Source organism: Maricaulis virginensis (genome assembly GCF_027922185.1).
Taxonomy (GTDB): Bacteria; Pseudomonadota; Alphaproteobacteria; order Caulobacterales; family Maricaulaceae; genus Maricaulis; species Maricaulis virginensis.
On sequence record NZ_BSFE01000007.1, the window covers coordinates 103969 to 130260 of the forward strand.

The window sequence follows — 26292 nt, forward strand, 5'->3', positions numbered from 1 at the left end:
TCCCCCCGCCTCAACACCGAAAGGGCTCACCCCGCTTGCGGGGGAGCTGTCCGCGTAGCGGACTGAGGGGGCGGCGCGAAGCGGCGCTTGGACCCTTCAGCGCGGACGACGTTGCGCAAGGGAAGTCCGGGCGCTGGCGACTTCCGCGATCCTGTTCAATGTCTCGTCGATATCGTCATAAAGGTCGGTGTTCCAGAATCGGAGCACGAGCCAGCCGTCGCGTTCAATGAATGCTGTCCGTCTTCGATCATGGGCAATTTCCTGGTCGGTTGAATGAGAGGCACCATCAAGCTCGACGACGAGGCGGCACTGAAGACATGCAAAATCGGCGATATAGGGCCCGATCGGGTGCTGCCTCCTGAATTTCAGACCGCAGAGCTGGCGGGCACGCAGGCGCTGCCAAAGCCAGAGCTCCGCTTTGGTCATTGACCGCCTCATGGAGCGCGCCCGAGCGCGCGATACTGTCGTGTCCTCTCGCATTTTTTGACTTACCCCCTTCGACCTTCTCCGGCCCTCGGCCGGAGTCGGCCACTTCCCCCGTAAAAACGGGGGAAGCCTGAATGGTTTTCGTGTAATTCCATATTATGCTATTTTAAATTGTATTTCAACTCATCTCCCCCCGGGTTCAGAATCGGCGCAGTTTTAGGGACATGGCTCGCGCGCGTGCCGTCGACCGGCGGCTTTTCCTTTTGCTTGAAATCGCGGCCCGGCGGATGAACCGGGATGCGGATGCGCGCCTGAAGAAGACCGCCGGCGTCACCACAGCCCAGACTGCCGTCCTGTTCCTGCTGGCCCGCAAGGGTGAGCGGCGTATGGGCGATATCGGCGAGACACTGTCATTGAACCCGCCGGCGGTGACCGGGCTGGTCAACCGCATGGAGGCCCTCGGCCTCGTCGTGAAGACGGCCTCGCGCACCGACAAGCGCTCGGCCGTCGTATCCCTGACCGAGAAGGGCCGCGCCGTCAGCGACGCCGCCGACCATGTGCTGCGTGACCTCAATCTCGAGCTGGAAGCCTGGCTGGGAACGGACGATGCCGACCGGCTGCACGACATACTCACCCGTCTGGTCACACGCGACGACTGACCATTCTTGACGTTTACGTAAACTGGAACGGACCTTCCAAAGCCGTACCGAATGCTCTAACCTGCCCGGCAACACATCTGAAAAACGATCCATGGGAGGCTCGTGTGAGCGAACAGGTTCTGGTCGATACCGCGGAGCGTATCCGCACGATTTCCTTCAACCGCCCCGACAAGAAGAACGCGCTGACGCGGGCCATGTATTCCGCTGCCGCCGAAGCCATCGAGGATGGCGACCGGGATCCCGCCGTGCGGGTCATCATCCTGACCGGCGAAGGCGGCATCTTCACCGCTGGCAATGACATCGTCGACTTCATGGAACAGCCGCCGGCGATGGACGGAAACGAGGTGTCCCCGGTGCAGCATTTCATGCAAGCGCTGCTCAATGCGAAAAAGCCGGTGATCGCGGCCGTCGACGGGCTCGCCATCGGTATCGGCGTCACCCTCCTGATGCATTGCGACCTCGTCTATTGCTCGGACCGGTCCAGCTTCAAGACGCCCTTCGTCGATCTGGCCCTGGCGCCGGAATACGGCTCCAGCCAGACCATGCCTCGCGCTTTCGGCCATGTCGTGGCCGCTGAACTCCTGCTGCTGGGCGCGACCTGGAGTGCCGAACGGGCCGCCCAGACCGGCCTCGTCGGCGCCGTCACGACGCCGGACGCGCTGATGGAAACCGTGCGCAACGCCGCCCGCATTCTCGCCGCCAAGGCACCGGACGCGCTGGCCAAGGCCAAGGCCCTGATGCGGCGCGCGCCGGGGCCGCTGACCGACCGGATCGCGCTGGAGGGCCGGCAGTTCGCCGCACAATTGCGCTCGCCGGAATTTGCCGAGGCCGCCGCCGCCTTCATGGAACGCCGTGCCCCGGATTTCGACAAGCTGGGCTGAGGCACCCCGGACTCGCACAAGGCGCCTGGCGCGGCTTTTTGAGCGGTCGCATTTTCGAACCGCAAAACCGGTGCCCACTTTTGCTGAAAGTGCTCTAGATTTCCACCGGAATCACGGGGAACGTCATGGCCAAGCGTATTCTTCTCGGTACAGCAGCCATTGTGGTTGCGGGCGGGCTTCTCGCCCTCAACCTGTCGCCGCTCGGGCGCAGCTATCTGCCGTCGGGGACCGGGCTCGTCGCCAAGCAGACCTGCTCGCTGACCTTCGTATCCGGCCTCGACACCGATCTGGCCAAGTCGATCTATATCGACCCGCTGCTCGGCGGGGCCGGCAGCCTGATCCACTACGATATCGACACCGAGGCCCGCGAGGTCCGCTCCGGCGTGTTCGGCCTGTTCTGGCGCCAGCATGCCGTCTATCGCGAGGGTCTGGGCTGTACGCTGGTCCATGGCCGCGGCGATTTCGATCCGGACCTGGAAGTCCCGCTCGCTGCCCCCTTCGAACCGCTCGAACTCGACACGGAGCATCGCGACACGCACTTCAACGTGACCGCACTGCAAGCCTCGGTCGACGGTGCCTTCGGCGATCCGGACACCGATCCGCGCAACACGCTGGGCGTCGCCGTCCTGCACCAGGGCCGTCTGGTCGCGGAACGCTATGCGCCCGGCGCCAGCCGCGAGACACGCTTTCACGGCTGGTCGATGACCAAGAGCACGATGGCCACGCTGGCCGGCGTGCTGCAGCAGGACGGGCTGATCGATATCGAGGCTGAGGGCGAGGTTCCCGCGCTCGCCGCCGTCGACGACAGCCTGACCGACATCACCATCGAGGACCTGCTGCGCATGGCCGGCGGGCTGGCCATTGCCGAGTGCAATGACGGCTGGGACCCCAACTCGCGGATGCTGATGACCCGGTCCGACATGCCGCACTTCGCCGCCACGCGCGAGCGGCTCTACGGGCCGGGCGAGCACTGGCAGTATATGAGCGGCAATACGATCCTCGCGACGCACGCCATGCAGCAGCAACTCGGCGACACCCTGCCCGAGCAGGTCACCGAGCTGCGCGCCCGCCTGTTCGAACCATTGGGCATCCGCTCCGCCATACTGGAGCCGGATGAGAGCGGGACGTTTCAGGGCTCGTCCTACATGTATGCCACGGCGCATGACTGGGCCCGGCTGGCGCAGCTGTATGCCGAAGACGGGATCGTCGACGGGCAACGCCTCCTGCCCGAGGACTGGGTCGATCTGGTCCGCCTGCCGACGGAAGGCTCGGACGGCGCCTACGGCATGGGGTTCTGGCTGCCGGAAGATCATGAAAACCTGCCGGACGGCACCTTCATGATGCGCGGCTTCCAGTCCCAGCTGGCCTATATCATGCCGCAACAGGATCTGGTCATTGTCCGCTTCGGCGCGACCAACCGGGTCTCCTCCGGCGCCGGCGAACTCGCGGCCGGTGTCGCCGCCGCCCTGCGCGACCGCCCTGCCCCGCACATCGGCACTCCAGGCTGACACATCCGATGACCGCCTTTGCGAACCCGGCGCCCCGGCGCCGGGAAGGATCGGGCTTGCCTTGAATCGCGTCACGCTTTATTCGTAACAGTATGGTTACGGATAAAGTCCAGACAGATCATCCCGGCTTTCACGCCATCGCCGACCCGACGCGACGGGCGATTCTCGACCTGCTCCGCCAGGGCGAGATGCAGGCCGGGGCCATTGCCGAAAACTTCCCCGTCAGCCGGCCGGCCATTGCCCGCCATGTCGGTGTGCTCAAACGCGCCGGCCTGGTGCGCGAGCGCCGGGAGTCACGCGCCCGGATCTATGCGCTCGACCCGGCGGGCCTGGCGGCGATCGACCGCTGGATCGCGCCCTACCGGCTCTACTGGTCCGCGCGCCTGACGGGACTCAAACAGATCGCGGAATCGCTACCGGACGAGGAGACCGGCTCATGACTGCACTCGATGTCAGCTACACCCACACCATCGCCGCACCGCCCGATCGCGTCTTCCGGGCGCTGACCGACCCGGCCGACCTGACGGTCTGGTTTGCCGAGGGCGTGGCGATCGATGCGCGCCCCGGCGGCGGCTTCAGCTTCTGGGGACGTCACACCTACGGCACCCCGGCTCATCCGGGTATCCAGACACGCCTGCACACTTTCGAGCCGGATCGGGAGATTGCCTTCGACTGGCCGCTGGAAGGCCAGGCCGGCCGCGTCACGCTGAGCCTGGCACCGAAGGATGACGGCACGGCAGTCACGGCACGGCACGTGCTGGCCGACAGCCCCGCCATCGGACGGGCCCGGGAGCTGGTCGACGATCTCTGGCGCATGCATCTGGGCGCCCTGGGCACGCATCTGTCCGGCCAGCCCGTCACGCTTCCCGACTTCGCCGACCCGCATCCGCAGGTCAGACTCTCCATCCATGTCGATGCCCCGCGCGCGGCGGTCTGGCGTACGCTGACAGACCCGGCCCTGCTCGACCAGTGGCTGACCAAGGCGGCGGTGATCGATCTTGCGGCCGGCACGCTCGATTTCGGATGGCGCTACGAGGAAAACGGCCGGGAGGTCGTCGTGCCGCCGATGCAATTGCTCGAGATCGCCGAACCGGAGCGCCTGGTGATGGAGTGGCGGGACTGGCGCGGCGATCCGGACGTTCCCCATCAGCGCGTGACCTGGCTGCTCAGCGAGGACGGAGACGGAACACGGGTCGATCTGGTCCATGACGGTTTCACGCGCACCGCCGACATCTCCGACTATCCCTGGGGCTGGCGCTGGTTCCTGCAGCAAATCCGCACCGTCGGCGAGGCGGCTGCGGCCAACGGCTAGGCCGCAACCAGCGGCGGCGATTCGGCGAGCGTGGCGCTGCGCAGGCACTGGGCGACAAGCTCGCTCGCCTGCGCCGCGCTGGCATGTCCTTCACGCAAAGCCCGCAGTGCGGAGGTATCATAGATCGCCGCATCGCCCCGGGCGACGGACCAGCGCGCATACTGACGGCGGGCTATCGGCAGGAATTCCTCGCTGCGCAGGTCCGATATCCGCGGATCGGCCGCGATCGCCAGGAAGAAGCTGCGCAGGGCCTCGCGATCGCCTTCCAGCACGTCCAGAAACCAGCCGTCGAGCCAGACCAGCCCGCCGGTCATCTCCCGCTCCACGCTCGCCTTCATATGCGCCGCCAGCATCAGTCCCAGATCGCCATTGAGCGCACCCTCGCCGAGATGGACCCGGGCGCGGGCAACAAGAACCATTCTGTGCAGCATGCGGACACCCTTCCATCCAGCGGGCCGCGGGCTCTAGCAGCCGCGTCTGAAGCAAGACTCAAGACGTGTCGCAAAATTCGAGTCGAACTTGACTCAAATGCCCTCGAGCACGGTTCGCCTGCAGGTGCGACGTAGCAGACGCTGGACTTTCGCCCGTGAAGTTGCAGTTTCGGTCATTCGATATCACCGGAGCGAGACCCGCATGGCCTACAAATCCCTGCGCGACTTCATCGACCAGCTGGAAGCCGGGGGCGACCTCGTGCGCATCACCACGCCCGTCTCGACGGATCGCGAAATGACGGAGATCCACCGCCGCACCCTGCATGCCGGCGGCCCGGCCCTGCTGTTCGAGAATGTGGTCAATGAAAAAGGCGAGAAGAGCGAGATGCCCTGCCTCGTCAATCTGTTCGGCACGGTGAAACGCGTCGCTCAGGCGGTCACGCTGGGTGGCGAAGCCCGCACGACCGGTGCGGAGCTGCGCGAGGTCGGCGAATTGCTCGCCTTCCTGCGTCAGCCGGAACCGCCGCGCGGCGTCAAGGATGCGCTCGACATGCTGCCCCTGGCAAAGACCGTCATGTCGATGCGGCCCAAGACCGTGAAAAAGGCCCCCTGCCAGGACGTGGTGCTGACCGGGGACCAGATCGATCTCGACCGCCTGCCGATCCAGACCTGCTGGCCCGGCGAGCCCGCGCCGCTGATCACCTGGCCGCTGGTCGTCACCAAGGGCCCGTCCGACGACAAGCAGGACGATTTCAATCTCGGCATCTACCGCATGCAGAAGCTGGGCAAGACGCGCACGCTGATGCGCTGGCTGAAGCATCGCGGCGGCGCCCAGCACTATCAGCGCTGGAAGAAGGAGCGCCCGGAACCCCTGCCCGCCGCCGTGGTGCTCGGTGCCGACCCGGGCACCATTCTCGCCGCCGTCACGCCCGTGCCCGACACGCTGTCGGAATACCAGTTCGCCGGCATATTGCGCGGCCGGAAGGCCGAACTGGTCGACTGCAAGACCGTGCCGCTGAAAGTGCCGGCCGAAGCAGAGATCGTTCTGGAGGGTCACGTCCTCCTGGACGAATACGGTCCGGAAGGCCCCTATGGCGACCACACCGGCTACTACAACTCCGTCGAGCAATTCCCGGTGTTCGAGATCTCAGCCATCACCATGCGCAAGGATCCCATCTATCTGACCACCTATACCGGCCGGCCGCCGGACGAACCCGCCGTGCTGGGCGAGGCGCTGAACGAGGTCTTCATCCCGCTGATCCAGCAGCAATTCCCCGAAATCGCCGATTTCTGGCTGCCGCCGGAAGGTTGCTCCTACCGCATCGCCGTGATCTCGATGAAGAAGGCCTATGCCGGCCATGCCAAGCGCGTGATGATGGGCGCCTGGTCCTATCTGCGCCAGTTCATGTACACCAAGTGGATCATCGTCGTGGACGACGATATCGATGCGCGTGACTGGAAGGATGTGATGTGGGCGGTCTCCACCCGCATGGACCCTGCCCGCGATATCGTCACCGTCGAGAACACCCCGATCGACTATCTCGACTTCGCCTCGCCCGTCTCCGGCCTCGGCTCGAAAATCGGCCTGGACGCAACCAACAAGATGGACGGCGAGACCAATCGCGAATGGGGCGAAAAGCTCGACATGGACGACGCCACGAAGGCAAAGGTCGACGCGATCTGGGCCGAGCTGGGGATCGATTGATCCAAGCCTTTCCTCCCCATTTCATGGGGAGGTGGATCGCCGCAAGGCGGCGAGCCGGAGGGGCGCCGCGTCAGCGGCGGTGTGTTTGAGACAAGCTCCACCGCCTCCCGGCGCTCCGCGCCGGCCCCTTCGACCCCTCCTTCGCCAAGGCTATGGAGGGCCCACTTCCCCACAAGGTGGGGAAGAAGAGCACAGAGCCGCTTTCCCCGGATTTATTCCGGGGCCCAGCGGCGTTTCAGGCGCAGGCTCAGCCGGGCCCCGGCGCGCGGGCCGGGGAAAACAGAGGGAGGAGACAGGAAAAGAAAGCGGCCCGACTCAGGTCTGGCCGGTCTTGATCCGGACGTCGGCGGGAGGGGCGTGGTAGGTTTCGAACGCGGCCAGCAGCGTGTCGATGCGGTCGGCAATCATCAGCGAGCGGCGGTGATTTTCCGCCAGGAAACGCTCGTGCGTCATCCGGTCCAGGAAGCTGATGAGGTCGTCGTAATAGCCCGCGGCATTGAGCAGGCCGACCGGATGGGTGTGGTGGCCCAGCTGGGCCCAGGTCCACACCTCGAACAATTCCTCCATCGTGCCGATACCGCCCGGCAGGGCGATGAAGGCCTGGGACATCTGCACCATCATCGCCTTGCGCGCATGCATGGACTGGACGACATGCAGTTCGGTCAGGTCGAGATGGGCGATTTCCTTGAGGGCGAGGAATTCCGGAATGATGCCGATCACCCGGCCGCCGGCCTCCAGCGCGGCATCGGCCAGCTCGCCCATCAGACCGACCCGTCCCCCGCCATAGACGACATCGATGCCGCGTTCGGCGAGCGTCCGGCCAACCCCGCGTGCGGTGTCGACGAAGGCCGGATCCTCGCCAGGATTGGAGCCGCAATAGACACAGATCGATTTCATCGGAACTCCAATCGACTTGGCATGCAGATCAGCTGTCGTATCCTGCGGGAAACGTGACGGGGGACAAGCATGAAACGGATGTTCGCTCTGATAGTCGTGCTGCTGGCTGCAGGCAAGCTTGCCGCGCCACCACCGGCCGCCGCCCGCACGATCGATCCGGTCGTCCTGCCCTCGCAGATGTGCCGCGGTTATTTCTTCCTGCCGGTGACGCTGGACGTGCGCGACGGCGAGACGGCGCAAGACCGGACGCTCTGGTTTCTCTACGATACGGGTGCGTCGGCCAGCTATGTCGATCCGGACAGTATAGAGCGCGTCTCCGGGCAGCGGCTGGACAGCGGCGTGCGGGCGAATTTCGGACGCGTCACCACCGGGCCCGTCGCCCTGACCGGCCTGCGGGCGGGAGTCCGCGAGCTGGATCACCTCTCGATTGCCCTGGGGCGCGAGATCGACGGCATACTCGAATATGACGCCTTTGAGGACGTACTGCTGACGCTCGATTACGGCCTGGGCGAGATGCGGGTGGAGAGCGGCGCCCTGCCCCGCCCGGACGGCGTGACCGTGTTCGATGCGAACGGTCCTGACACCCGCCCCTGGATCCGCGTCAGCTTTCCCGATCGCACGCGACGCCTGCTGATCGACAGCGGCGCAGCGCTGAGCCCGATCGTCCTGCGCAATCTGGAGCGCTACGACACGGTCGCGCCGCCGCGCGCGACGGGCGCCGCCGTCCGCTTTGCGGAAATCGAGCGCCGCTCCGCCGCGCGCCTCGCGGGAAATGCGCAGATCGGCGATAATGTGCTGATCCAGCCGGTGATCGAGTCCACGCCCGAAACGGAAATTCTGGGCGGACAGGCCATGCGGCACTTCGTGTGGACCTTCGACCAGCGCCATGAACGCGTCCGCATGGTGCGTCACGACCCGGACACGCCCATCACCTTCGAACCGCTGATCACACACGGTCTGGTCCTGGTGCCGCAGGGCGACGGCATGCGCGTGGCCACCGTGATCGCCAACTCCCCCGCCTTCGATGCCGGTGTGCTGACAGGCGACGTCATCACCCATTTCAACGGCCGCACGATGCGCGACCGTGATTGTTCGATCGACGGCACACCGCCCGAAATTCTCGATCTCAGCCTGTTGCGCAATGGCGAAGCGATGGACGTGCGCCTGACGCTCTACCCGCTGGTCGACTGAGCCGCGGTCACGTAGGCGCCCATGGCGCGGATAGCGTCGACAATGCGCATGATATCGGCCTGGAAAGCCCGTTCGCCGACACAGAGCTCCAGAGCGGGCACCGGGTCGTGCTCGAAATGCCAGAACCGGTTGCCGAGCCAGACACCCGTTGCCTCGGCCGCGGCATCGCGGGCGGCTTCGGCCGTCGCGATATCGCAGTCCAGCCGGACATGCATCATGTTCACCTGCGGCGGATCGGGCGTGATCGACAGGCCGGGCTGGTCCCCCACACCCATCGCGATACCGCGCGCCCGTTCCACGAAGAGCGGGATCTGCGGCAGCCTCGTGTCCAGAACGCGCAGGGCATCGGGCACCATCGGCCAGGCCGAGACGAGACGTCCGCCCATGCGCGCCAGCCACAGGCGGGCCTCGTCCACGAAGTCCGCCTCGCCGGCCAGGATAGCGCCGCCCGAGGCGCCGAGATCCTTGTAGAAGGAGGCGTAGACCGAGGCGAAGCCGTCGCAGATTTCGGGCAGGTCATGCCCGGGCCAGGCTGTCGGAAGGGACCAGATCCGCGCGCCGTCCATGTGCAGCGCCTGGCCGGTTTCCCGCGCACGCGCCTTGATTGCCTGCAGCGTATCCCAGCCGGGCAGCACACCGCCATTATGGCGCTGCGGCAGTTCGATGATGGTACACCCGGCATCGGCCGGCAGGTCGTCCGCACTCAGAGGACGGGGCCACGCGCCACAGCTCACCGGCTCCAGCCCGTGCAGATGGATGTGACCGTCTTCTTCGTGCAGGGCGAGATGCGAGGTCGGATGCAGGCCGAGACGGGCATTGCCGGCAGCCTTGCAGTGCAGGCGGGCCGCGACACCCTGGGCCATGGTGCCGGAGGGAAACCAGACCGCCGCCGGCTTGCCGAACAGGTTCGCCATGCGTGCTTCCAGCCGGGCGACGCTCTCACCCGTCAGATAGGCTTCCGCACTCAGGCCCGCAGATCGCATATAGGCAGCGACGCGTTCGAGCCGGTCTGCCGGACTGCCATCGGTGTGGAAGGGAAAGCCGAGATCGAGATCGCAGCGGGCTCTCAGCGCGGCATTCATTCCGGGGCCGTGAGCCTGGCCAGCGTATCGCCGCTCCAGCCCACAATGACGGTGTCGCCGGCCTCGATGACGGGCCGCTTGATGAGCGTGGGATAGGTGATGAGCAAACCGGCGGGATCATCCTCGGCGATCAGCTTGTCTTCTGCCGACAGATTCCGCCAGGTCGTCGACCGGGTGTTCACGAGCTTCTTGGCGCCCACGGCATCGATCCAGGCCGGTACTTTGCGAACCCGGTCGAGCTCGTCGCGGATATCGACAAACTCGTGATCCCGGCCGGCCTCTTCCAGCTCCTTCACCGCCTTGCGGCAAGTATCGCAATTCTTCAGCCCGTAGATCCTGACCTGCATGATTTTCCCCCAACCGGAGAATCCGCGAATCCGGACTCTCCCCATGCGCGCATTTCACTAAACCGGCAACGGTCCGGAAAAAAGCCCGTGCCACAGCCAGTGCCCGGCCGTCCAGCCCTCTTATTCCGCAGCGGTCTCCGCCATGCTCTCCGCGCGCATCTGCGCGGCGCGGGCCTCGACCATCTCGACGATGTGATCGATCATCTCCTCGTTGGAGACATTGTGATCCGGCCGCCCGGACACGTACATCTTGCCACGGCCTGCTCCGCCGCCCGTGAAACCCAGGTCCGTCATCAACGCCTCGCCGGGACCGTTGACCACGCAGCCGATGATCGACAGCGAGATCGGCTCGGAAATATGCGCCAGCCGCTGCTCGAGCTTTTCCACAGTCCGGATGACATCGAAACCCTGCCGGGCGCAGGACGGGCAGGCGATGATATTGACGCCGCGGGTGCGCAGGCCGAGCGATTTGAGAATGTCGAAGCCGACCTTCACTTCCTCTTCCGGTTCGGCCGACAGCGAGACGCGGATCGTGTCGCCGATCCCCGCCCACAGGAGCGAGCCGATGCCGATGGCAGATTTCACCGTGCCCGTGCGCAGCCCGCCGGCCTCGGTCACACCGAGGTGCAGCGGCGCATCCGTCGCTTCGGACAGCGCCTGGTAGGCCGCCACGGTGAGGAAGGCGTCGGACGCCTTCACGGAAATCTTGTAATCGCGGAAATCGAGGTCCTCGAGGATGCGGGCATGATCCAGCGCGCTTTCCACCATCGCCTCGGGACAGGGCTCGCCGTATTTCTCCAGCAGGTGGCGCTCCAGCGAGCCGGCATTGACGCCGATCCGGATGGCACAGCCATGATCGCGCGCCGCCTGGACGACATCCTTCACCCGGTCCATCGAACCGATATTGCCCGGATTGATGCGCAGGCAGGCCGCCCCGGCCTCGGCAGCCTCGATGCCGCGCTTGTAGTGGAAATGGATGTCCGCGATCAGCGGCACTTTCGCCGCCCTGGCAATCGTGCGGAAAGCCGCCGTGGAGTCCTCGTCGGGACAGGAGACGCGCACCATGTCGGCGCCTGCCTCTTCGCAACGGCGGATCTGGTCGATCGTCGCGGCCGCGTCCGCCGTCGGCGTATTGGTCATGGTCTGGACCGTGATCGGCGCATCGCCGCCCACTTCCAGTCCGCCCACGCGAATGGTGCGGCTCTTGCGGCGCTCGATCATGCGCCACGGTCTCACGCTGCGGGGATCCTTACCGGCTTGCGACATCCGTCACTCCCTTCGCGGCCGTCCAACAGCCGTCCGGTGCGCATATAGCGTCAATGCGGCGATGTTTCGACCGGGGTGCGACAGATTACTGCGGCTGCACGTCGTCCTGGGGCTGCAACTGGGCGAGAACCGGCAGGTTCTCGACCGGTGCACCGAGTTCGCCGAGCGTGCCGACGATCTCGCCCTCATGCTCCAGCTGGATCGCGCCTGCATCGGTTGCCGACACGGTCAGCCCCGGCTCCAGCGCCTGATAGGTCTCGCCGGCGGCGAGTTCGCGGGCGAACAGGATACGGCCGGACGCGTCCTGGACCTCGATCCAGGTCGGCGACAGGGCGCGCATCACCACCGTGCCGGCGGCCGTTCCGGCCTTGCCGAGCGGAAGTCCGGTCCAGATATCGTCGAGACTGGGCGCCATCGCGGCCACGTCGAAACCGGGACGCGCCCATTCCGGCGCGGCATCCGGCGGCGAGGGCGGATTGCCCAGAATACCGCCCGTGCCGACCTGCTGGGAATACCACCAGGCCACACCGGCCAGCGCGGCAAGGATGACCACCACGCCGAACAGGCCGCGCGGCAGTTTGATCGGCTTGCGCGTCGGGGTCGCGGCACTGGGCGCTGCCCGGCCGGTCTCGGTATCGACCTCGCGCTTGAACTGTTCGACGAGCCCGGCGGGCTCGAGCGACAGGAAGCTGGCATAGGTGCGCAGATAGCCAACAGCATAGGCCCGGGCCGGCAGGCCGCGCGGGTCCATGTTTTCAAGAGCTTCAAGATAGTCGGCGCGGATCCGGGTGCGTTCGGCAGCCTGTTTGAGCGACAGGTTCATCTTCGACCGCGCCTCGCGCAGCCGGTCGCCGGCCGTCAACTGGACATACCCGATGCTGTCGTCAGCATAGACAGCATCCACCGGAACAAAGTCCGCACCCGATGCTTGACCCATAATAGCCATCTACCGCTCTCTCCCCGGAGCGATCGTCACCCAAGAACGCAATTAAGGGTAACTTTGCCCTAACCCCGCTCTATAAGATCAAATCCCTCGACCGTTTTCAACAGCCTCGCGAGGCAATCCGGCGTCTTCCCCTGCCTGGAGGAGAAGCGGACGCAGACTGTCTGCGGGGCTCTGAAGCCGGCTCGCAAGCCAGGTGCCAAGTTTTTCGACGTCGAGACCGGAGACGAGTTTCTTGATCGGGCCGATGTTCGGTGCGGCCATGGAAAGACTTCGGTAACCAAGGCCTATCAGCACGGCCGCCTCCAGCGGCTTGGAGGCAATTTCGCCGCATACGGACACCGGCGTGTCGTGTTCGGCGCAGATATCGCGTACCCGTTTGAGAAGGTCGAGAGCAGCCGGGCTGAGCACATCGTACCGATCCGAGACACGCGAATTCTGCCGGTCTGCCGCGAAGAAATACTGCATCAGGTCGTTGGCGCCGACGGCGACGAAGTCGACAGCATCGATTGCATGCTCCAGCGCCCAGGCCATGCCCGGCGTCTCCAGCATGATACCGACCTTCACGTCCGACGGCATGACATAGCCTGCCCGTTCGGCATGACGCAGCTCGCGGTCGAGCATGTCGCGCGCCGCCCGCACTTCCCAGGGCGCCGAGATCATCGGAAACATGACTTTCAGGGGCCGGCCCGCCGCGGCCAGGATCAGGGCGCGCAGCTGGTAGCGCAGCAGGCCGGGGCGATCGAGGCCCATGCGGATGGCCCGCCAGCCCAGCGCCGGATTGGGCTCCTTGGTCGAGGGCGCAAAGGGCGCGACCTTGTCGCCGCCCAGATCGAGCGTGCGGAACACGACCGGCCGCTCGCCTGCCGCATCCAGCACCGACTTGTAGACCGCCGACTGGGCCGACAGGCGCGGCAGCGTCTCGGCCACCATGAACTGGAATTCGGTGCGGAACAGGCCGACACCGTCGGCGCCCGTCTCGTCCAGCGCCATCAGCTCGATCAGCAGGCCCGCATTCATGTGCAGGCCGATCCGCACGCCGTCGGCCGACACCGCCGGTCCGCGCAGCTCGGCATAGGCCAGCCGGCGTTCCGACAGGGTCTGGATGCGGGCGTCGTAGGTTTCGGTGACATCGACCTGCGGCCGGATGTGTAGCACGCCGAACTCGCCGTCCAGAATGACCGGATCGCCATCCTCGGCCTGGTCGAGCGCGCCTTCCAGGCGACCGACGAGCGGAATGCCGAGCGCCTTGGCGACGATCGCGGCGTGTGACTGGGCCGAACCTTCTTCCAGCGCGATGCCCTTGAGCTTCTCGCGGTCGAACTCCAGCAGTTCGGCCGGACCGATATTGCGCGCGATGATGATCGCATTGTCCGGCAGTTCGGCCGTGGACTTGGCGCCGCCATTGAGGTGGCGCAGCAGGCGGTTGGCGAGATCTTCCAGATCGTGCAGGCGCTCGCGGAAGGTCGGGTCCGCCGCCTTCATCAGCCGCGCCCGGTTCTCGTTCCGCACGCGCTCGACCGCCGCCTCGGCGGTCAGGCCGCGCCGCACTGCCTCACGCAGCCGTTCCAGCCAGCCGCGGTCATGGGCGAACATGCGATAGGCCTGCAGCACGTCGCGCGTCGGCCCACCGAAGGGGATGCGGCCGCTGTCCAGCATCTCGTCGATCTGGATCCGCAACGAGGAAATAGCCGTGTCGAGCCGCTCTTCCTCGCGGCCGGGATCGTCGGCAATCAGCCGTGCCGACTCGACATGCGGCTCGAACAGCACGGCGACACCGCGCGCAATCCCGCCCGAGAAGGCGCCGCCCTGGAAACGCTCGGGCCGGGACTGGCGCACATCCAGCCCGGCCATCTCCTCTGAGTCGACAATGTCGCCGGAGGCGACGATCTCGGCGAGCACCATGGCGACGGTCTGCAGCGTCTCGATCTCGTCGGTCGCGACCTGGCGTTCCTGGGAGGTCTGGGCGGTCAGCACCCCGACCATGCGGCCGCCGCGCAGGATCGGCACGCCGACAAAGGTGTTGAAGGGCTCTTCGCCCGTCTCGGGCTTGTAGGAGAAGGCCGGGTGCGCCCGCGCATTCGAGGTCGAGAGCGGCCGGGCCCGGCGGGCGACCAGGCCGACGAGGCCCTCGCCCGGCTGCAGGCGCACATGGTGCACGGCCTCGGCCTTCAGACCGAAGGTGGCGCACAGTTCCAGCGCATTGGACTGGCGGGACAGATAGATCGAGCAGACATCCCACCCCGCCTCTTCCGCGATCATGGCGGTGAGGTGGTCCAGGCGCGCCTGGGCGTTCTCCTGCACCGCCATGAGCTCGCGCATGCGCTTGAGCAGGCGGCGCGGATCGCGCATGGGAGGGGTCTTCAGGTCGTCCATGCGGCTATACCCGCTCCAGTCCGTAGGCCGTGTGCAACGCCCGCACGGCGCGCTCGACGGCGTCATTGTCGATAAGGGCGGAAATCTTGATTTCCGAGGTCGCCAGCACCCTGACGCTGATCCCCTGCTCGCCCAGCACTGCAAACAGGGAGCGCGCGATATCGGCCCGCTGGCGCAACCCCGCGCCCACAATAGAGACTTTTGCCAGCCCCGTCTCCGACGAGATATCGGCGCCGGACAGCCCGGCTTCCAGCGCCGCCTGGGCGCGGGCCAGGTCGCGGTGGGCGACGGAAAACTCGATATTCACACGACCCGGCGTGCGGGTGTGTGCCTGGACGATCATGTCGACCCCGATCTCCGCGTCCGCGAGGATGGCAAATGTGCGGGCGGCGAGCTCCGAGCGGTTGGACGCCCCCAGGAGAGCAATCCGCGCCTGGTCCCGCGCATAGGCAACGCCGGACACGATGCGGCGTTCCGCGATGTCCTGCGTCTCGACGACATCCGTGCCGCGGCTTTCGCCGGCTTCGAGGAAGGAGGACAGGACCCGCATCGGCACACCGCGCGATTTCGCGAACTCGACCGAGCGTGTCTGCAGCACCTTGGCGCCCTGGGCCGCCAGTTCCAGCATCTCGTCATGACTGATCGCATCCAGACGCCGGGCCGCCGGTTCGATGCGCGGATCGGTCGTGTAGACGCCGTCGACATCGGTATAGATATCGCACCGTGCGCCCAGCGCCGCCGCCAGCGCGGCTGCGGACAGATCGGTGCCGCCGCGCCCCAGCGTGCGGATCTCGCCCTGCGATGTGATGCCCTGGAAACCCGCCAGCACAGGGATGACCCCGGCCTGCATCGCCGCCTCCAGCGCGGAGACATCCATGCCGGCAATCCGGGAGGCCCCGGGCGGACCGTCCGTCACAACCGGCAATTGCCAGCCCTGGAAAGAGCGCGCCTCGAACCCCGCCTCGCGCAGGGCAAGCGCCATCAATGCAGACGACACCTGTTCGCCGGCCGCCAGGGCGACATCGGCCTCGGCGTCGCCGAGCCCTGCGCCGAACACACCGGCCAGACCGAGAATACGGTCGGTCTCGCCGACCATGGCCGACACGACAACGGCCAGGCTCTCGCCCCGCCGGACAGCGTCAGCCACGAGGCCCGCGGAATGCCGGATACGCTCGACCGATCCGACCGACGTGCCGCCGAATTTTGCCACGACGCGTGTCATTCGCCCGCTTCCTCGAACCCGTCCCTCAACCTGTCCCTCGCGCTTTTACTTGCCGGCGGGTGCGCCCATAACGTCGCACCGGGCTCGATTAGCGGCATCGGCAAGGCCATATTAAGACCGGCGCCCATGTCGTCGCGCTCGCGGTTAGGTAAGCGCAGACGGCCGGGCACGCAACGCTCGAACGCAATCGCGGGCACGCTCGCCTGCAAGGAGAAACACGGATGGCAACGGCGACAGCGCCCGACACCCTCACCCGCCCCTCGGTCGATCCGGAGGAAGTCGAGAAGTTCTCGCGCATGGCGGCGGACTGGTGGGATCCGGATTCCAAGTTCAAGCCGCTGCACAAGTTCAACCCGGTTCGCCTGGGCTTTATCCGCGACACGATCTGCGAGCATTTCGGCCTGTCCGGCGCGACGCCCCTTGAAGGCCTGCGCATTCTCGATATCGGCTGTGGCGGCGGGCTGGTCTGCGAACCCATGGCGCGGCTGGGCGCACAGGTGACGGGTGTCGACGCTGCCGAAGCGAATGTGAAGACGGCCTCGGTTCATGCCGAAGAGCAGGGGCTGGAGATCGACTACCGGCACGGCGTCGCCGAGCAATTGCTGGAGGCCGGCGAGCCGCCCTTCGACGTGGTTCTGAACCTGGAAGTGATGGAGCATGTTGCCGATCCGCACGCCTTCCTAGTCGACTGTACGAAGCTGGTGAAACCCGGCGGTCTGATGATCTGCGCGACGATCAACCGCACGCCCAAGGCCTTCGCCCTCGCGATCGTCGGCGCGGAATGGATCATGGGCTGGCTGCCGCGCGGCACGCACCGCTTTGCCAAACTGGTCAAGCCGGCCGAAATCCGCGCCGCATTGCGCGAAGGCGGGATGGAAATGAGTGAACCGGTAGGTGTGCTCTACAACCCGCTCAACGACCAGTTTTCGCTGGGTGAGGATATTGCAGTCAATTACATGGCGGTTGCACAGAAACCCTCCCGAAATTAAGCCTTTGGAAATCGCAGGACGGTGATTTGACGGCCTCATTTCGCGAGGAATCCGTCATGACCCAAGCCGCCCGAAAGACCTCTGCCCGCACTTCCGGTTCCAGTTCGGTCGATGACCTGCAGGCCTTCCTGCGCCCCGACGGCTGGAGCGTTGACGAAGGCAAGGAAGTCTGGGCGGTTCTGGAGCCGGCGCTGGAAAGCATTCTCGACGATTTCTACGCCGATCTGCGCAAACAGCCCGAACTCGCGGAAATATTCGCGCCCTTCGAAGAAGGCATGGCCGGCATCCGCAAGCGGCAGATGGCACACTGGAAGGGCCTGCTGACCGATCCGCCGAGCCTGGATTTTGAAAGCCGCGCCATCCGCATCGCCGAGGCCCACACGCGGATCGGTCTGCCCTCGCACTGGTATCTGGCCGCCTATGGCCGCGTTATCCTGCAGGCGATCCCGGTCTTGATGTCGAAACATCGCCACTCGCCGCGCAAGACACAGGCCGCGCTGCAGGCCTTCATCGGCCGCGCTTTTCTCGACATTGGCCTCGCCCAGGAAGGCTATGAGAACGGCATTCGCCAACGGCTGGAAGACCGGGTGAACCGGGATGCCCGGCTGGGCAATCTGCGCGGTGTCGCCAACACGATTTCCAGCGTCAACGAGATGATGCTGAACATGGCCGTGCTGCAGTCCTCCACGCAGGAATCCACCGCGAACAGCGAGTCCATCTCGGCGGCAGCCGAGGAAATGGTCGCCTCCGCCGAACAGATCGCCCAGAATTCCGACGCCGCCGCCGACGAGGCCGAAGAGACCAATACCTCGCTCAGCCGCAGCGTTGCGGCCATGGGCGAAGTGGCGACCTCGATCGCCGAGATTGACCGCACCTCGCAGGACAGCGCGTCCAGCCTGGTTGAACTCAACGATGCCGCCGAACAGATTTCCGGCTTCCTCGGTGTCATCCAGACCATCTCCGACCAGACCAATCTGCTCGCCCTCAACGCGACGATCGAGGCCGCCCGCGCCGGAGATGCCGGCAAGGGGTTTGCTGTCGTGGCCAGCGAAGTGAAGAGTCTGGCCAACCAGGCCGCCAAGGCCACCGAGGACATTGCCGAGCGGATCACGGCACTGAAGAACGGCATGAGCGTGATCGAGAATGCCATCACCAGCTCGCGCGCGGCAGTCGAGCGCGGCCGTGAAACCATCGACGGCGCCAATTCCAGCATCCGCACGGTCGGCGAACAGGTCTCCAGCGTGTCGCAGCGCATGCAGGAAATCTCGACCATCCTGCAGCAGCAGAAGAGTGCCAGCGCGGAAATTTCCGAGAAGATCGCCGGCGTCGCCGACCGCGCCCGGTCCGACAGCGGCCGCCTCGGAGAAATGAACACATCGCTGCAGGCCTCAAACGATGCCTTCTTGGCAAATGCCCAGTCCTGGTTCCGCGCCGACTGTCACCGGTCGCTGGTGCAGATGGCCAAGATCGATCACGTCTTCTTCAAGAAGCGCATTGTGGACATCATTGTCGGGCGCACGACCGGCAAGTCCGGCGATCTGCCAACCCACCACCAATGCCGGCTGGGCAAGTGGTACGACACGCTCGATGTGGCATCGGTGCGCAACCACCCGGCCTACAAGGCGCTCGAGGCGCCGCACGCCCGTGTCCACGACATTGCCCGCGAGGTCCTGCAGGCGCACGAGGCCGGCGCGGACAAGCGTGCCTTCGAGCGCCTGGCCGATCTGGAGACGGCGAGCCAGGAAGTCCTGCATCTGCTCGACACGCTCGCCGAGGCACTCGACACCGACCTGCATGACGCGGACAGCCGCAGCTATGCCCGCCGTGCGGTTGAAGGCGTGACCGGCCGCTTCACCTCGTCCGAAGCGGCCGGCGAGATCGTCATTCGAGATATCTCCGAAACCGGTATCGGTGTGGCAGGTCCCAATCTCGGCGAGGCCGGGCGCGCCATGCAGCTGGAGGTCAACGGTCAGACCGTGCTGGGCGAGATCGCCTGGTCGAACGGCCAGGGCGCCGGCATCCGCATCCTGAAAGGCGAAGTCTCGCTCTGACACCTGCAGGGCGGTTGACGCGTGTTTCGGGAATTCCGAATGTCGACGGTGACCACGCCGCGAGGGAATTCGTCATGACCGCCAGCGTCGCCCCGTCTTTGATGTTCGAGGGTCAGGCCGAAGCCGCCATGTCTCTCTACACCTCGCTGTTCGAGAACTCGCAGGTGCTGGACGTCGAGCGTTATGGCCCGAAGGGTCCAGGTCCCGAAGGCAGCATCGTGAAAGCCGCCTTCACCCTCAATGGCCGCCTGCATCACTGCATCGACTCGCCGTCGAAGCACGATTTCTCCTTCACACCGGCGATATCGCTGTTTGCCGAATGCGAGACAGAGGCTGAACTCGACCGGCTGTTCGACGCCCTGTCGACCGACGGGCAAATCCTGATGCCGCTCGACACCTATCCCTTCGCCCGCAAATTCACCTGGATTGTCGACCGTTTCGGCGTGTCCTGGCAGCTGCGGCTGGCCTAGGACAGTGCTCAGACGGTCTGCGAGGACGTGTCCGGCTGCAGGGCCTCGCGCTGGTCGGCCCAGGTCAAAAGGGCGTCCAGCGCCGGGCAAAGCGCCTGGCCCCACTCGGTGAGGCGATATTCGACCCGGGGCGGAACCACGGGATAGACCTTCCGGAACACCACGCCATCGCTTTCCAGCTGGCGCAGCTGCTGGGTGAGCATTTTTTGCGAGATGGCCGGGATCGCGCGTTCCAGCTCGGAAAAGCGCATCACCTTGCCGCCGAAGAGGTGGAAGAGGATCACCAGCTTCCATCGCCCCTCGACGATCCGCAGCGTGTTGACCACGCCTTCGGCGGCCGTCTCCGCCGTGAAGGCTTCTAACTTACTTTTTGGTGCGTACCAGACTTTATCGTGCGTACTTGTCATTTTCCCAGTGTCGCTCCACTTGCCTTCCAGATCAATCCGGAGGCGCGGCCTCCGCCAACCAGGAGATGGCCATGACGCAGACACTTCCTTCTTCCATCGCCGCATATTTCGACGCTGCCAATCGCCGCGACCTCGATCGCGCCGCTGCACAGTTTTCCGCGGATGCCCGCGTCCGGGACGAGAGCCGGGATCATATCGGCCGGTCCGCGATCGAAGCCTGGCTGAAGCAGACGGTCGACGCATACGACTTCCATGCTGACCCCGGCCCGGCAGAGTACAGGGATGGCGCCGTATTTGTGCCGGCCACGGTGTCCGGCAGCTTTCCGGGCAGCCCGATTGCATTGACCTACCGCTTCGGGATGGACGCCGACCGGATCGCCTCGCTGGAGATTGCCTGATGCCGTCTGTTGCGACACCGGAATTCACCGGCAAGCGCGTCCTGGTGACCGGCGGCACCAAAGGAACGGGCGCAGCCACTGTGGACCTGTTCCGCAGCCGCGGAGCCCGCGTTGCCACCGCCGCCCGCTCGACACCGCCCGGCGGTGTGAATGCCGACCTGTTCGTGCAGGCTGACCTGACGGAGCCGGACAGTGTTCAGCCCCTGGCCGACGCGGTCACCGATGCCTTTGGCGGTATCGACATCCTGGTCCATTGCCTGGGCGGATCGACGGCGCCGGCCGGCGGCTTTGCAGCACTTTCGGACGATATCTGGCACGGTGAGATGCAGCTCAACCTGCTCAGTGCCGTCCGGCTGGACCGCGCCCTCCTGCCCGGCATGCTCGCCCGCCAGGAGGGCGCGATCATCCACGTCACCTCGATCCAGCGGCGCCTGCCCCTTCACGACTCCACCACAGCCTATGCCGCCGCAAAGGCGGCGCTGAGCACCTATTCCAAATCGCTGTCGAAAGAGGTCGGCCCGGCGGGCGTCCGGGTGAATGCCGTGGCACCGGGATGGATCTATACCGAAGCCGCCGAAGCCCTGGTGCAGCGCATCGCCGAGAATGCGGGAACCGGCGAGACCGCCGCAAGGCAAAGCATTCTGGACGCGCTCGGCGGCATTCCGATCGGCCGCCCGGCCCGGCCGGAAGAGGTCGCCGAAACGATCGCCTTCCTCGCCTCCGACCGCGCGAAGGCCATCCATGGCACCGAGGTGACGATTGACGGCGGCACAGTCCCGACGGTCTGACCGTGTCGCAGGGCGGAGCCTGGCCTAGTTCGCCTTCTTCGGCGGTGTCGGGGCCATGATGTCGGGGAGCGGGGCGACCGGGACGCCGTCATCGAGGAGCTTGCGGCTCTCTTCCGGCGTGGTCTCGCCATAGATCAGGCGTTCCGGCTTGTCGCCCGCATGCATGGCCCTCGCCTCGCGGGCGAAATCGCCGCCGACATAGTCGTAATTCTTGCGGATATGCGCCTTCACCCGGTCGGCAAGGTCGCGGAACTGCGCCTCCGGAGACGCCGCCTCGCGCTTGCGGGCGGTCGATACGGCCGGCGCCATGAGCGCCTTGTGCACGTCGCTGGATCCGCATTCGGGGCATTGCACCAGTTCGCGTTCGATCTGGTCGTCGCAGGCATCGGAACTGGAGAACCAGGCCTCGAATTCATGGTCCTGGTCACAGCGCAGCGCATAGCGGATCATGTCGGTGACGGCATGTCCGGACCGGCAAGATCGCGGTCATGCTCCAGGGCGGGAATGCGGCGGCGGGCCTCGGCGACCTTGTCGAGATCGATCCGCGCGCTCAGCACACCCGGCTCGGCATCCTTGCGGACGGCGACGACCTCGCCCCAGGGACCGATGATCATCGAATGCCCCCAGGTCTTGCGGCCGTCCTGATGCAGGCCCGACTGCGCCGGCGCGATGACATAGCTGCCGGTCTCGATCGCCCGGGCCCGCAGCAGCACCTCCCAGTGGGCACGTCCGGTCGGCCGGGTGAAAGCGGCCGGAACGGCCAGGATCCGGGCACCCGCCTTGGCCAGGCGCCGGTAGAGATAGGCGAAGCGCACATCATAGCAGATCGACAGGCCCAGCCGGACACCGGCCGCATCCGCCACGACCAGCCGGTCGCCCGGCGCGTAATTGTCGCTTTCCCGGTAGGTCTCGCCCTTGCCCAGGCCGACATCGAACATGTGCGCCTTGTCGTAGGTCGCCAGAAGGGCACCATCGGGGCCGAACAGGAAGCTGCGGTTTGCCGCCCGGCCGTCCGGCGTGCGCACGGCAAGCGAGCCGATCAGCAGCGTGATGCCCAGTTCGCGCGCCAGGGCCGAGAAGGCCGGCAGGGCCGGTTCGGTCTCCGGCGCGTGCAGCACCTTGAAGGCTTCCGCAGCATTCTTCTGCACGAGATGCGTGGTTTCCGGCGTGGCGACAAGCTGCGCGCCGGTGGCCGCCGCATCCCGGATCAGGCGGATGGCGTCCTTGATGTTTGCGGCGGGGTCGATCCCCGAGCACATCTGCACGAGGGCAATGTCGAGTTGGCTCATCAGGCGGCGAGCATATCATCCAGCTTGCCGGCCCGTTCAAGAGCCATCATGTCGTCGCAGCCGCCGATATGGATATCGCCGACGAAAATCTGCGGGAAGGTGCGGCCGCCATTCGAGCGCTGGATCATCTCGTTGCGCTTGGCCTGGTCGAAGCCGGCGTCGATCTCGTTGAACGCCACGCCCTTCTGTTTCAGCAGGGAAATCGCGCGGGCACAATAACCGCACATCGGGCGCGTATAGATAGTCACTTCAGCCATGAAACTACTCCGTGTACAGGCCGGCCGCGACGGGCGGACGGCCGGAAAATCCGTTCAGCCTCCCTAGATAGTGGGATCCGTGGACCTGACAACGCGGCACAGTGTCATAACCGATACGTGCGCCGCACCCGCCCGTTTCAGCGTCCGGGCACAGGCCGTCGCCGTCGCGCCTGTCGTGACGACATCGTCAACCAGAACCAGCCGGCGGCCCTCGACGCGGCTGCGATCCGGCACATGGAAGGCGCCGGCGACATTGCGCTTGCGCGAACGGGCGCTCTGTCCGGCCTGGCTGGGGGTAGCGCGACGGCGCAGCAGCCAGCCGGTTTCCATCGGCACACCGGACAGCCGGGCGATCGCAGCGCCCAGCAGCGCCGACTGGTTGTAGCGGCGCGCCAGCAGGCGCCGCCAGTGCAGCGGCACCGGCAGGATGGCATCGGCACCGTCAAGGCCGTCGCGGCCCGCCGCAATCATCCAGCGGGCGAACTGATCGATCATCTCGCGCCGGCTGCCATGCTTGAACCCGAGCACAAGCGGACGTGAGGCATCGTCATACGCCAACGGGGCACGGACGAGGTCGTAAACGGGCTGTTTTGCGACACACAGGGCGCACAATGTTGCAGATGTGGACGCACTGCCGCCGGGATAGGGAAAGGGCAGGCCGCACACGCCGCACCAGGGCGCATCCAGAAAGGTCAGCCGGGCCCAGCCCGCCGCTTGCAACCGGCCGCTGGCATCGACAGCGCCGCCCGTCACCGGGCAGACCGGCGGCCAGGCCAGATCGGCCAGACGGCTGGCAATTTCGCCAATCACACACCCGCCCCCTTTCCCCGGCGCCCCTTAGACGGCATATCCCGCACCATGAATTCCGACACGCCGCCCCGCCTTTTCGACCGGACCCTGCTGCGCACACGCCGCAACCGCGCTGCGGCCCGTCTGGCAGACTACAACTTTCTCGTTCGGCGTGCATTCGACGATATCTGCGACCGGGTGGAGAGTGTCACACGGGACTTCGAGCGCGGGGCCATACTGGGCGGCGGGCCGGGTCTGGCCGACGAGCTGACGGCCCGCCCTGCCGGCGGCAAGATCGGCTGGCTGGCCAGCGCAGACCTGTCGCCGCAAGTGGCTGAAACGCTGGACCGTCCGGCCCTGGCGCTGGACGAGGAGGCCCTGCCCTTCGCGGAAGAAAGCCTGGATCTCGTCCTGGCGCCCTGGGGGCTGCACTGGACCAACGACCTGCCCGGCGTGCTGGTGCAGATCAATCACGCGCTCAAGCCGGACGGTTTCTTTGCTGCGTCGATGCTGGGCGGTTCGACCCTGAACGAGCTGCGGCGCTGCCTGATGACGGCAGAGAGCGAACTGACCGGCGGTGCCAGTGCGCGCGTTTCGCCCTATGCCGGCACGTTCGACATGGCGGCACTGATGCAGCGCGCCGGCTTTGCCATGCCGGTTGCGGATATCGACCGCGTGACCGTGCGCTACAACAATCTCTTCGCCCTGATGGCCGATCTGCGCGGCATGGGCGAGACCTCGGTCCTCGCCGACCGGCCCCGGAACCCGGCCACGCGGGCGCTCTTCATGCGGACGGCAGAGCTTTATGCACAGCAGTTTGCCGACGAGGACGGCCGCATCCGGGCGACATTCGAGATCGTGCACGCAGCCGGCTGGGCGCCACACCCGGACCAGCCCAAGCCGAAGCGCCCCGGTTCCGCGACACACCGGCTGGCGGACGCGCTGGGCGTTCGTGAACAGTCGCTGGGAGAGAAGGCCGGCCGCTAGAAGGGCGCCGAGGCCTGGTCGAGCATGTCCATGATGGCCGGACCGATCAGGGTCAGGCCGCCGATGATCATGATCGAAATCAGCACGGCAATGATCGAGTATTCGATGGCCGTGGCACCGCCCGTATCGCCGCAAAAATCGGACAGGCGCCGGATCAGAGCCGGTCGCGAATTTCCGCGGCCAGCGACCGGTCCGCCGGCGAGAGCCGGTACTCGCCCAGCTTTTCCTTGCGGACCCAGGCGATCTCCTGCCCCTCCAGCGGACGGGCGAACCCGTCCCAGGTGCGGCACAGGAATAGCGGCATCACGATATGAAAGGTCTCGTAGGGATGGGATACGAAGGCGAAGGGATGCAGGCATCGCTCGCATGGCTCCACTCCCAATTCCTCACGGAGCTCCCGGACAACGGTCTGCTCCGGCGTTTCCCCCGGCTCGATCTTGCCGCCGGGAAACTCCCAAAGCCCTGCCATCGGTTTGCCCTCGGGCCGTCTGGCGATGAGGATCCGTCCATCCGGATCCAGCAAGGCACAGGCGGCGACATGGATCACCGGTTTGGGGCCACCAGCCGACATCGTGCGTGAACTCCTTTAAGATCGGGTGCAGAAACGCGGTGAATACCGGCTTAACCCGGCTCGTCCGGACTGTCGTCCTCGCCGGGCAGATCGCCGTCATGAGCCTCCGGCCCGGCAGAGATGTCCGGCTCTTCACCCGACCGGGGCTCGATAACGATCTCCGGCCGCTCGATCTGTGCATCCGCCCGGAGCCCGTCAATCAGGGCCTCCAGCTGATCGAAGGTGTAGAAGCGCACGATGTTGGGGCGCAGCGCCTCGATCGAGGGCGGCGGCTGGCGGCGGCGGTCGACCACTTTGAGCAAGTGCCAGCCGAATTCGCTGCGGAAGGGCTCGGATACCTCGCCCTCGGGCGTCGAGAAGGCCACAGAGCCGAAGGCGGGCAGAATACCCTCGCGGGTGAAATAGCCCAGATCCCCGCCTTCCAGCCGCGTCGCCTGGTCCTGGCTCATCGCGACGGCCAGCTCGGCAAAGTCGCGCCCCTCGGCCAGAAGCTGCGCGATCGCATCGGCCTCGGCGCGCGTATCGACGAGGATATGGCGCGCCCGCACCTCCTCGCCCAGCGGGATCAGGCGGATCTGCTCGCGATAGATACGCTGGATGGTTTCTTCCGTCACGGCGTCGGCCAGCGCCGTCTCGACCAGGACATTGCCCAGGATGCGCTCTTCGGCGAGCGCCATGCGGCGGCGCGCCTCTTCCGACTGGTGAAGACCGCGCCGGCGTGCCTCCAGAGCCAGCAGGCGCTGATCGATCAGCTCGTCCAGAACCCGCTCGAACTCGGCATCGCCCGGCTGCAGCACCATCTCGTCATCGCCCGATTGCGAGCGCGCCTCGCGCTCGACATCGGACCGGCGGATCACCGTACCGTCGACCCGTGCCACGACGGGGTCCGCCTCGTCGGGCGCGACGCGAACCGCCGGATCGACGCCCGGTTCTGCCGGCCGCCGGGGCTCCGGACCACAGGCCGCGAGGCTCGCGGAAATCAACAACAGTCCTACAAAAAACCGCAGAATGGCCACGCTGGCAGTCCTTTACGGGAAATTGCCGCATGGC

Annotated in this window: 30 protein-coding genes; 13 read left to right on the forward strand and 17 right to left on the reverse strand. The window is 66.1% G+C overall.

Going from position 1 to position 26292, the window contains the following annotated elements; all coding sequences use genetic code 11:
* Nucleotides 1-96: 96 nt before the first annotated feature.
* Entirely contained in the window at nucleotides 97-480 is a 384-nt protein-coding gene (locus tag PKE71_RS12710) for an endonuclease domain-containing protein (RefSeq protein ID WP_271187360.1), read from the reverse strand.
* 170 nt (nucleotides 481-650) lie between these two features.
* Here PKE71_RS12710 and PKE71_RS12715 point away from each other — a divergent pair, with 170 nt between their 5' ends.
* From PKE71_RS12715 to PKE71_RS12735, 5 genes are all read left to right on the forward strand, one after another.
* The gene (locus PKE71_RS12715; protein ID WP_271187361.1) at nucleotides 651-1085 is read left to right on the forward strand and encodes a MarR family winged helix-turn-helix transcriptional regulator; all 435 of its coding nucleotides are present in this window, start codon (nucleotides 651-653) and stop codon (nucleotides 1083-1085) included.
* Nucleotides 1086-1189: 104 nt separating this feature from the next.
* Entirely contained in the window at nucleotides 1190-1966 is a 777-nt protein-coding gene (locus PKE71_RS12720) for an enoyl-CoA hydratase-related protein (protein WP_271187362.1), read from the forward strand.
* A gap of 125 nt (nucleotides 1967-2091) precedes the next feature.
* A complete protein-coding gene (locus PKE71_RS12725) occupies nucleotides 2092-3474 on the forward strand; it encodes a serine hydrolase domain-containing protein (protein WP_271187363.1) in 1383 nt (460 codons plus the stop codon).
* A gap of 92 nt (nucleotides 3475-3566) precedes the next feature.
* Nucleotides 3567-3914 (forward strand): ArsR/SmtB family transcription factor, encoded by a 348-nt coding sequence (locus tag PKE71_RS12730; protein WP_271187364.1) that lies wholly within the window; start codon nucleotides 3567-3569, stop codon nucleotides 3912-3914.
* The gene (locus PKE71_RS12735; RefSeq protein ID WP_271187365.1) at nucleotides 3911-4786 is read left to right on the forward strand and encodes an SRPBCC family protein; all 876 of its coding nucleotides are present in this window, start codon (nucleotides 3911-3913) and stop codon (nucleotides 4784-4786) included. The genes PKE71_RS12730 and PKE71_RS12735 overlap by 4 nt, the downstream gene beginning before the upstream one ends.
* Here PKE71_RS12735 and PKE71_RS12740 read toward each other — a convergent pair.
* Complete coding sequence (locus PKE71_RS12740) at nucleotides 4783-5217, reverse strand: BLUF domain-containing protein (protein ID WP_271187366.1); 435 nt, start codon at nucleotides 5215-5217, stop codon at nucleotides 4783-4785. The two genes, PKE71_RS12735 and PKE71_RS12740, sit on opposite strands and share 4 nt — an antisense overlap.
* A gap of 202 nt (nucleotides 5218-5419) precedes the next feature.
* On the opposite strand from PKE71_RS12740, the gene PKE71_RS12745 reads away from it, so the two are divergent.
* A complete protein-coding gene (locus PKE71_RS12745; RefSeq protein ID WP_271187367.1) occupies nucleotides 5420-6922 on the forward strand; it encodes a UbiD family decarboxylase in 1503 nt (500 codons plus the stop codon).
* Between the two features lie 315 nt (nucleotides 6923-7237).
* On the opposite strand, the gene PKE71_RS12750 is transcribed toward PKE71_RS12745, so the two are convergent.
* A complete protein-coding gene (locus PKE71_RS12750) occupies nucleotides 7238-7819 on the reverse strand; it encodes an LOG family protein (protein WP_271187368.1) in 582 nt (193 codons plus the stop codon).
* A gap of 69 nt (nucleotides 7820-7888) precedes the next feature.
* Here PKE71_RS12750 and PKE71_RS12755 point away from each other — a divergent pair, with 69 nt between their 5' ends.
* Nucleotides 7889-9010, forward strand: a complete 1122-nt coding sequence (locus PKE71_RS12755) for a PDZ domain-containing protein (RefSeq protein WP_271187369.1) — start codon at nucleotides 7889-7891, stop codon at nucleotides 9008-9010.
* Here PKE71_RS12755 and PKE71_RS12760 read toward each other — a convergent pair.
* From PKE71_RS12760 to PKE71_RS12785, 6 genes are all read right to left on the reverse strand, one after another.
* A complete protein-coding gene (locus PKE71_RS12760) occupies nucleotides 8992-10092 on the reverse strand; it encodes a threonine aldolase family protein (protein WP_271187370.1) in 1101 nt (366 codons plus the stop codon). The genes PKE71_RS12755 and PKE71_RS12760 overlap by 19 nt on opposite strands.
* Nucleotides 10089-10439, reverse strand: coding sequence for an ArsC/Spx/MgsR family protein (locus tag PKE71_RS12765; protein WP_271187371.1), 351 nt, complete (start codon nucleotides 10437-10439; stop codon nucleotides 10089-10091). The genes PKE71_RS12760 and PKE71_RS12765 overlap by 4 nt, the downstream gene beginning before the upstream one ends.
* A gap of 120 nt (nucleotides 10440-10559) precedes the next feature.
* Nucleotides 10560-11705 carry a flavodoxin-dependent (E)-4-hydroxy-3-methylbut-2-enyl-diphosphate synthase gene (ispG, locus tag PKE71_RS12770; protein WP_309297596.1) on the reverse strand — a complete coding sequence of 382 codons (1146 nt, stop codon included), beginning with the start codon at nucleotides 11703-11705 and terminating at the stop codon, nucleotides 10560-10562.
* A gap of 85 nt (nucleotides 11706-11790) precedes the next feature.
* Nucleotides 11791-12651 carry a RodZ domain-containing protein gene (locus tag PKE71_RS12775; RefSeq protein ID WP_271187373.1) on the reverse strand — a complete coding sequence of 287 codons (861 nt, stop codon included), beginning with the start codon at nucleotides 12649-12651 and terminating at the stop codon, nucleotides 11791-11793.
* Between the two features lie 78 nt (nucleotides 12652-12729).
* Complete coding sequence (gene ptsP / locus PKE71_RS12780) at nucleotides 12730-15024, reverse strand: phosphoenolpyruvate--protein phosphotransferase (RefSeq protein ID WP_271187374.1); 2295 nt, start codon at nucleotides 15022-15024, stop codon at nucleotides 12730-12732.
* A gap of 4 nt (nucleotides 15025-15028) precedes the next feature.
* On the reverse strand, nucleotides 15029-16246 hold the full coding sequence (locus PKE71_RS12785; RefSeq protein WP_271187375.1) for an aspartate kinase: 1218 nt from the start codon (nucleotides 16244-16246) through the stop codon (nucleotides 15029-15031).
* 221 nt (nucleotides 16247-16467) lie between these two features.
* Between PKE71_RS12785 and ubiG the strand changes: the two genes are divergently transcribed.
* From ubiG to PKE71_RS12800, 3 genes are all read left to right on the forward strand, one after another.
* A complete protein-coding gene (ubiG, locus tag PKE71_RS12790) occupies nucleotides 16468-17235 on the forward strand; it encodes a bifunctional 2-polyprenyl-6-hydroxyphenol methylase/3-demethylubiquinol 3-O-methyltransferase UbiG (protein WP_271187376.1) in 768 nt (255 codons plus the stop codon).
* 56 nt (nucleotides 17236-17291) lie between these two features.
* Nucleotides 17292-19286, forward strand: coding sequence for a methyl-accepting chemotaxis protein (locus tag PKE71_RS12795; protein ID WP_271187377.1), 1995 nt, complete (start codon nucleotides 17292-17294; stop codon nucleotides 19284-19286).
* A gap of 74 nt (nucleotides 19287-19360) precedes the next feature.
* On the forward strand, nucleotides 19361-19756 hold the full coding sequence (locus PKE71_RS12800; RefSeq protein WP_271187378.1) for a VOC family protein: 396 nt from the start codon (nucleotides 19361-19363) through the stop codon (nucleotides 19754-19756).
* Nucleotides 19757-19764: 8 nt separating this feature from the next.
* On the opposite strand, the gene PKE71_RS12805 is transcribed toward PKE71_RS12800, so the two are convergent.
* Entirely contained in the window at nucleotides 19765-20163 is a 399-nt protein-coding gene (locus tag PKE71_RS12805; RefSeq protein WP_271187379.1) for a winged helix-turn-helix transcriptional regulator, read from the reverse strand.
* A 71-nt stretch (nucleotides 20164-20234) separates the two neighbouring features.
* On the opposite strand from PKE71_RS12805, the gene PKE71_RS12810 reads away from it, so the two are divergent.
* Together PKE71_RS12810 and PKE71_RS12815 are read left to right on the forward strand one after the other, a co-directional pair.
* The gene (locus tag PKE71_RS12810) at nucleotides 20235-20561 is read left to right on the forward strand and encodes a nuclear transport factor 2 family protein (RefSeq protein ID WP_271187380.1); all 327 of its coding nucleotides are present in this window, start codon (nucleotides 20235-20237) and stop codon (nucleotides 20559-20561) included.
* A complete protein-coding gene (locus PKE71_RS12815) occupies nucleotides 20561-21349 on the forward strand; it encodes an SDR family oxidoreductase (RefSeq protein ID WP_271187381.1) in 789 nt (262 codons plus the stop codon). The genes PKE71_RS12810 and PKE71_RS12815 overlap by 1 nt, the downstream gene beginning before the upstream one ends.
* A gap of 24 nt (nucleotides 21350-21373) precedes the next feature.
* Here PKE71_RS12815 and PKE71_RS12820 read toward each other — a convergent pair whose 3' ends face one another.
* The 4 genes from PKE71_RS12820 to PKE71_RS12835 form a co-directional block, all read right to left on the reverse strand.
* Complete coding sequence (locus PKE71_RS12820; protein WP_271187382.1) at nucleotides 21374-21799, reverse strand: DUF1178 family protein; 426 nt, start codon at nucleotides 21797-21799, stop codon at nucleotides 21374-21376.
* Complete coding sequence (locus tag PKE71_RS12825) at nucleotides 21796-22638, reverse strand: carbon-nitrogen hydrolase family protein (RefSeq protein ID WP_271187383.1); 843 nt, start codon at nucleotides 22636-22638, stop codon at nucleotides 21796-21798. The genes PKE71_RS12820 and PKE71_RS12825 overlap by 4 nt, the downstream gene beginning before the upstream one ends.
* Nucleotides 22638-22895: a glutaredoxin 3 gene (gene grxC, locus PKE71_RS12830; RefSeq protein ID WP_271187384.1), complete on the reverse strand. Its 258-nt coding sequence runs from the start codon at nucleotides 22893-22895 to the stop codon at nucleotides 22638-22640. The genes PKE71_RS12825 and grxC overlap by 1 nt, the downstream gene beginning before the upstream one ends.
* Before the next feature lie 63 nt (nucleotides 22896-22958).
* A complete protein-coding gene (locus PKE71_RS12835) occupies nucleotides 22959-23705 on the reverse strand; it encodes a ComF family protein (RefSeq protein ID WP_271187385.1) in 747 nt (248 codons plus the stop codon).
* Nucleotides 23706-23753: 48 nt separating this feature from the next.
* Here PKE71_RS12835 and PKE71_RS12840 point away from each other — a divergent pair, with 48 nt between their 5' ends.
* Nucleotides 23754-24671, forward strand: a complete 918-nt coding sequence (locus PKE71_RS12840; protein ID WP_271187386.1) for a methyltransferase domain-containing protein — start codon at nucleotides 23754-23756, stop codon at nucleotides 24669-24671.
* Here the strand turns inward: PKE71_RS12840 and PKE71_RS12845 are convergent.
* The 3 genes from PKE71_RS12845 to PKE71_RS12855 are packed head-to-tail and all read right to left on the reverse strand — an operon-like array spanning nucleotide 24668 to nucleotide 26225.
* Nucleotides 24668-24910, reverse strand: coding sequence for a Flp family type IVb pilin (locus tag PKE71_RS12845; protein WP_271187421.1), 243 nt, complete (start codon nucleotides 24908-24910; stop codon nucleotides 24668-24670). The two genes, PKE71_RS12840 and PKE71_RS12845, sit on opposite strands and share 4 nt — an antisense overlap.
* Nucleotides 24826-25242, reverse strand: a complete 417-nt coding sequence (gene mutT, locus PKE71_RS12850) for an 8-oxo-dGTP diphosphatase MutT (protein WP_271187387.1) — start codon at nucleotides 25240-25242, stop codon at nucleotides 24826-24828. Before mutT ends, PKE71_RS12845 begins: the two co-directional genes overlap by 85 nt.
* A 50-nt stretch (nucleotides 25243-25292) precedes the next feature.
* Nucleotides 25293-26225 carry a peptidylprolyl isomerase gene (locus tag PKE71_RS12855; RefSeq protein ID WP_271187388.1) on the reverse strand — a complete coding sequence of 311 codons (933 nt, stop codon included), beginning with the start codon at nucleotides 26223-26225 and terminating at the stop codon, nucleotides 25293-25295.
* Nucleotides 26226-26292: the final 67 nt, after the last annotated feature.

Coding starts and splice junctions, on each gene's coding strand:
- PKE71_RS12825 (WP_271187383.1), bottom strand. CDS start 22,638: ATGAGCCAACTCGACATTGCCCTCGTGCAGATGTGCTCGGGGATCGAC.
- PKE71_RS12710 (WP_271187360.1), bottom strand. CDS start 480: ATGCGAGAGGACACGACAGTATCGCGCGCTCGGGCGCGCTCCATGAGG.
- PKE71_RS12810 (WP_271187380.1), top strand. CDS start 20,235: ATGACGCAGACACTTCCTTCTTCCATCGCCGCATATTTCGACGCTGCC.
- PKE71_RS12715 (WP_271187361.1), top strand. CDS start 651: ATGGCTCGCGCGCGTGCCGTCGACCGGCGGCTTTTCCTTTTGCTTGAA.
- PKE71_RS12745 (WP_271187367.1), top strand. CDS start 5,420: ATGGCCTACAAATCCCTGCGCGACTTCATCGACCAGCTGGAAGCCGGG.
- PKE71_RS12730 (WP_271187364.1), top strand. CDS start 3,567: ATGGTTACGGATAAAGTCCAGACAGATCATCCCGGCTTTCACGCCATC.
- grxC (WP_271187384.1), bottom strand. CDS start 22,895: ATGGCTGAAGTGACTATCTATACGCGCCCGATGTGCGGTTATTGTGCC.
- PKE71_RS12840 (WP_271187386.1), top strand. CDS start 23,754: ATGAATTCCGACACGCCGCCCCGCCTTTTCGACCGGACCCTGCTGCGC.
- PKE71_RS12775 (WP_271187373.1), bottom strand. CDS start 12,651: ATGGCTATTATGGGTCAAGCATCGGGTGCGGACTTTGTTCCGGTGGAT.
- PKE71_RS12805 (WP_271187379.1), bottom strand. CDS start 20,163: ATGACAAGTACGCACGATAAAGTCTGGTACGCACCAAAAAGTAAGTTA.
- PKE71_RS12765 (WP_271187371.1), bottom strand. CDS start 10,439: ATGCAGGTCAGGATCTACGGGCTGAAGAATTGCGATACTTGCCGCAAG.
- ubiG (WP_271187376.1), top strand. CDS start 16,468: ATGGCAACGGCGACAGCGCCCGACACCCTCACCCGCCCCTCGGTCGAT.
- PKE71_RS12725 (WP_271187363.1), top strand. CDS start 2,092: ATGGCCAAGCGTATTCTTCTCGGTACAGCAGCCATTGTGGTTGCGGGC.
- PKE71_RS12815 (WP_271187381.1), top strand. CDS start 20,561: ATGCCGTCTGTTGCGACACCGGAATTCACCGGCAAGCGCGTCCTGGTG.
- ispG (WP_309297596.1), bottom strand. CDS start 11,705: ATGTCGCAAGCCGGTAAGGATCCCCGCAGCGTGAGACCGTGGCGCATG.
- PKE71_RS12740 (WP_271187366.1), bottom strand. CDS start 5,217: ATGCTGCACAGAATGGTTCTTGTTGCCCGCGCCCGGGTCCATCTCGGC.
- PKE71_RS12785 (WP_271187375.1), bottom strand. CDS start 16,246: ATGACACGCGTCGTGGCAAAATTCGGCGGCACGTCGGTCGGATCGGTC.
- PKE71_RS12760 (WP_271187370.1), bottom strand. CDS start 10,092: ATGAATGCCGCGCTGAGAGCCCGCTGCGATCTCGATCTCGGCTTTCCC.
- PKE71_RS12750 (WP_271187368.1), bottom strand. CDS start 7,819: ATGAAATCGATCTGTGTCTATTGCGGCTCCAATCCTGGCGAGGATCCG.
- PKE71_RS12755 (WP_271187369.1), top strand. CDS start 7,889: ATGAAACGGATGTTCGCTCTGATAGTCGTGCTGCTGGCTGCAGGCAAG.
- PKE71_RS12795 (WP_271187377.1), top strand. CDS start 17,292: ATGACCCAAGCCGCCCGAAAGACCTCTGCCCGCACTTCCGGTTCCAGT.
- PKE71_RS12820 (WP_271187382.1), bottom strand. CDS start 21,799: ATGATCCGCTATGCGCTGCGCTGTGACCAGGACCATGAATTCGAGGCC.
- ptsP (WP_271187374.1), bottom strand. CDS start 15,024: ATGGACGACCTGAAGACCCCTCCCATGCGCGATCCGCGCCGCCTGCTC.
- PKE71_RS12800 (WP_271187378.1), top strand. CDS start 19,361: ATGACCGCCAGCGTCGCCCCGTCTTTGATGTTCGAGGGTCAGGCCGAA.
- PKE71_RS12735 (WP_271187365.1), top strand. CDS start 3,911: ATGACTGCACTCGATGTCAGCTACACCCACACCATCGCCGCACCGCCC.
- mutT (WP_271187387.1), bottom strand. CDS start 25,242: ATGTCGGCTGGTGGCCCCAAACCGGTGATCCATGTCGCCGCCTGTGCC.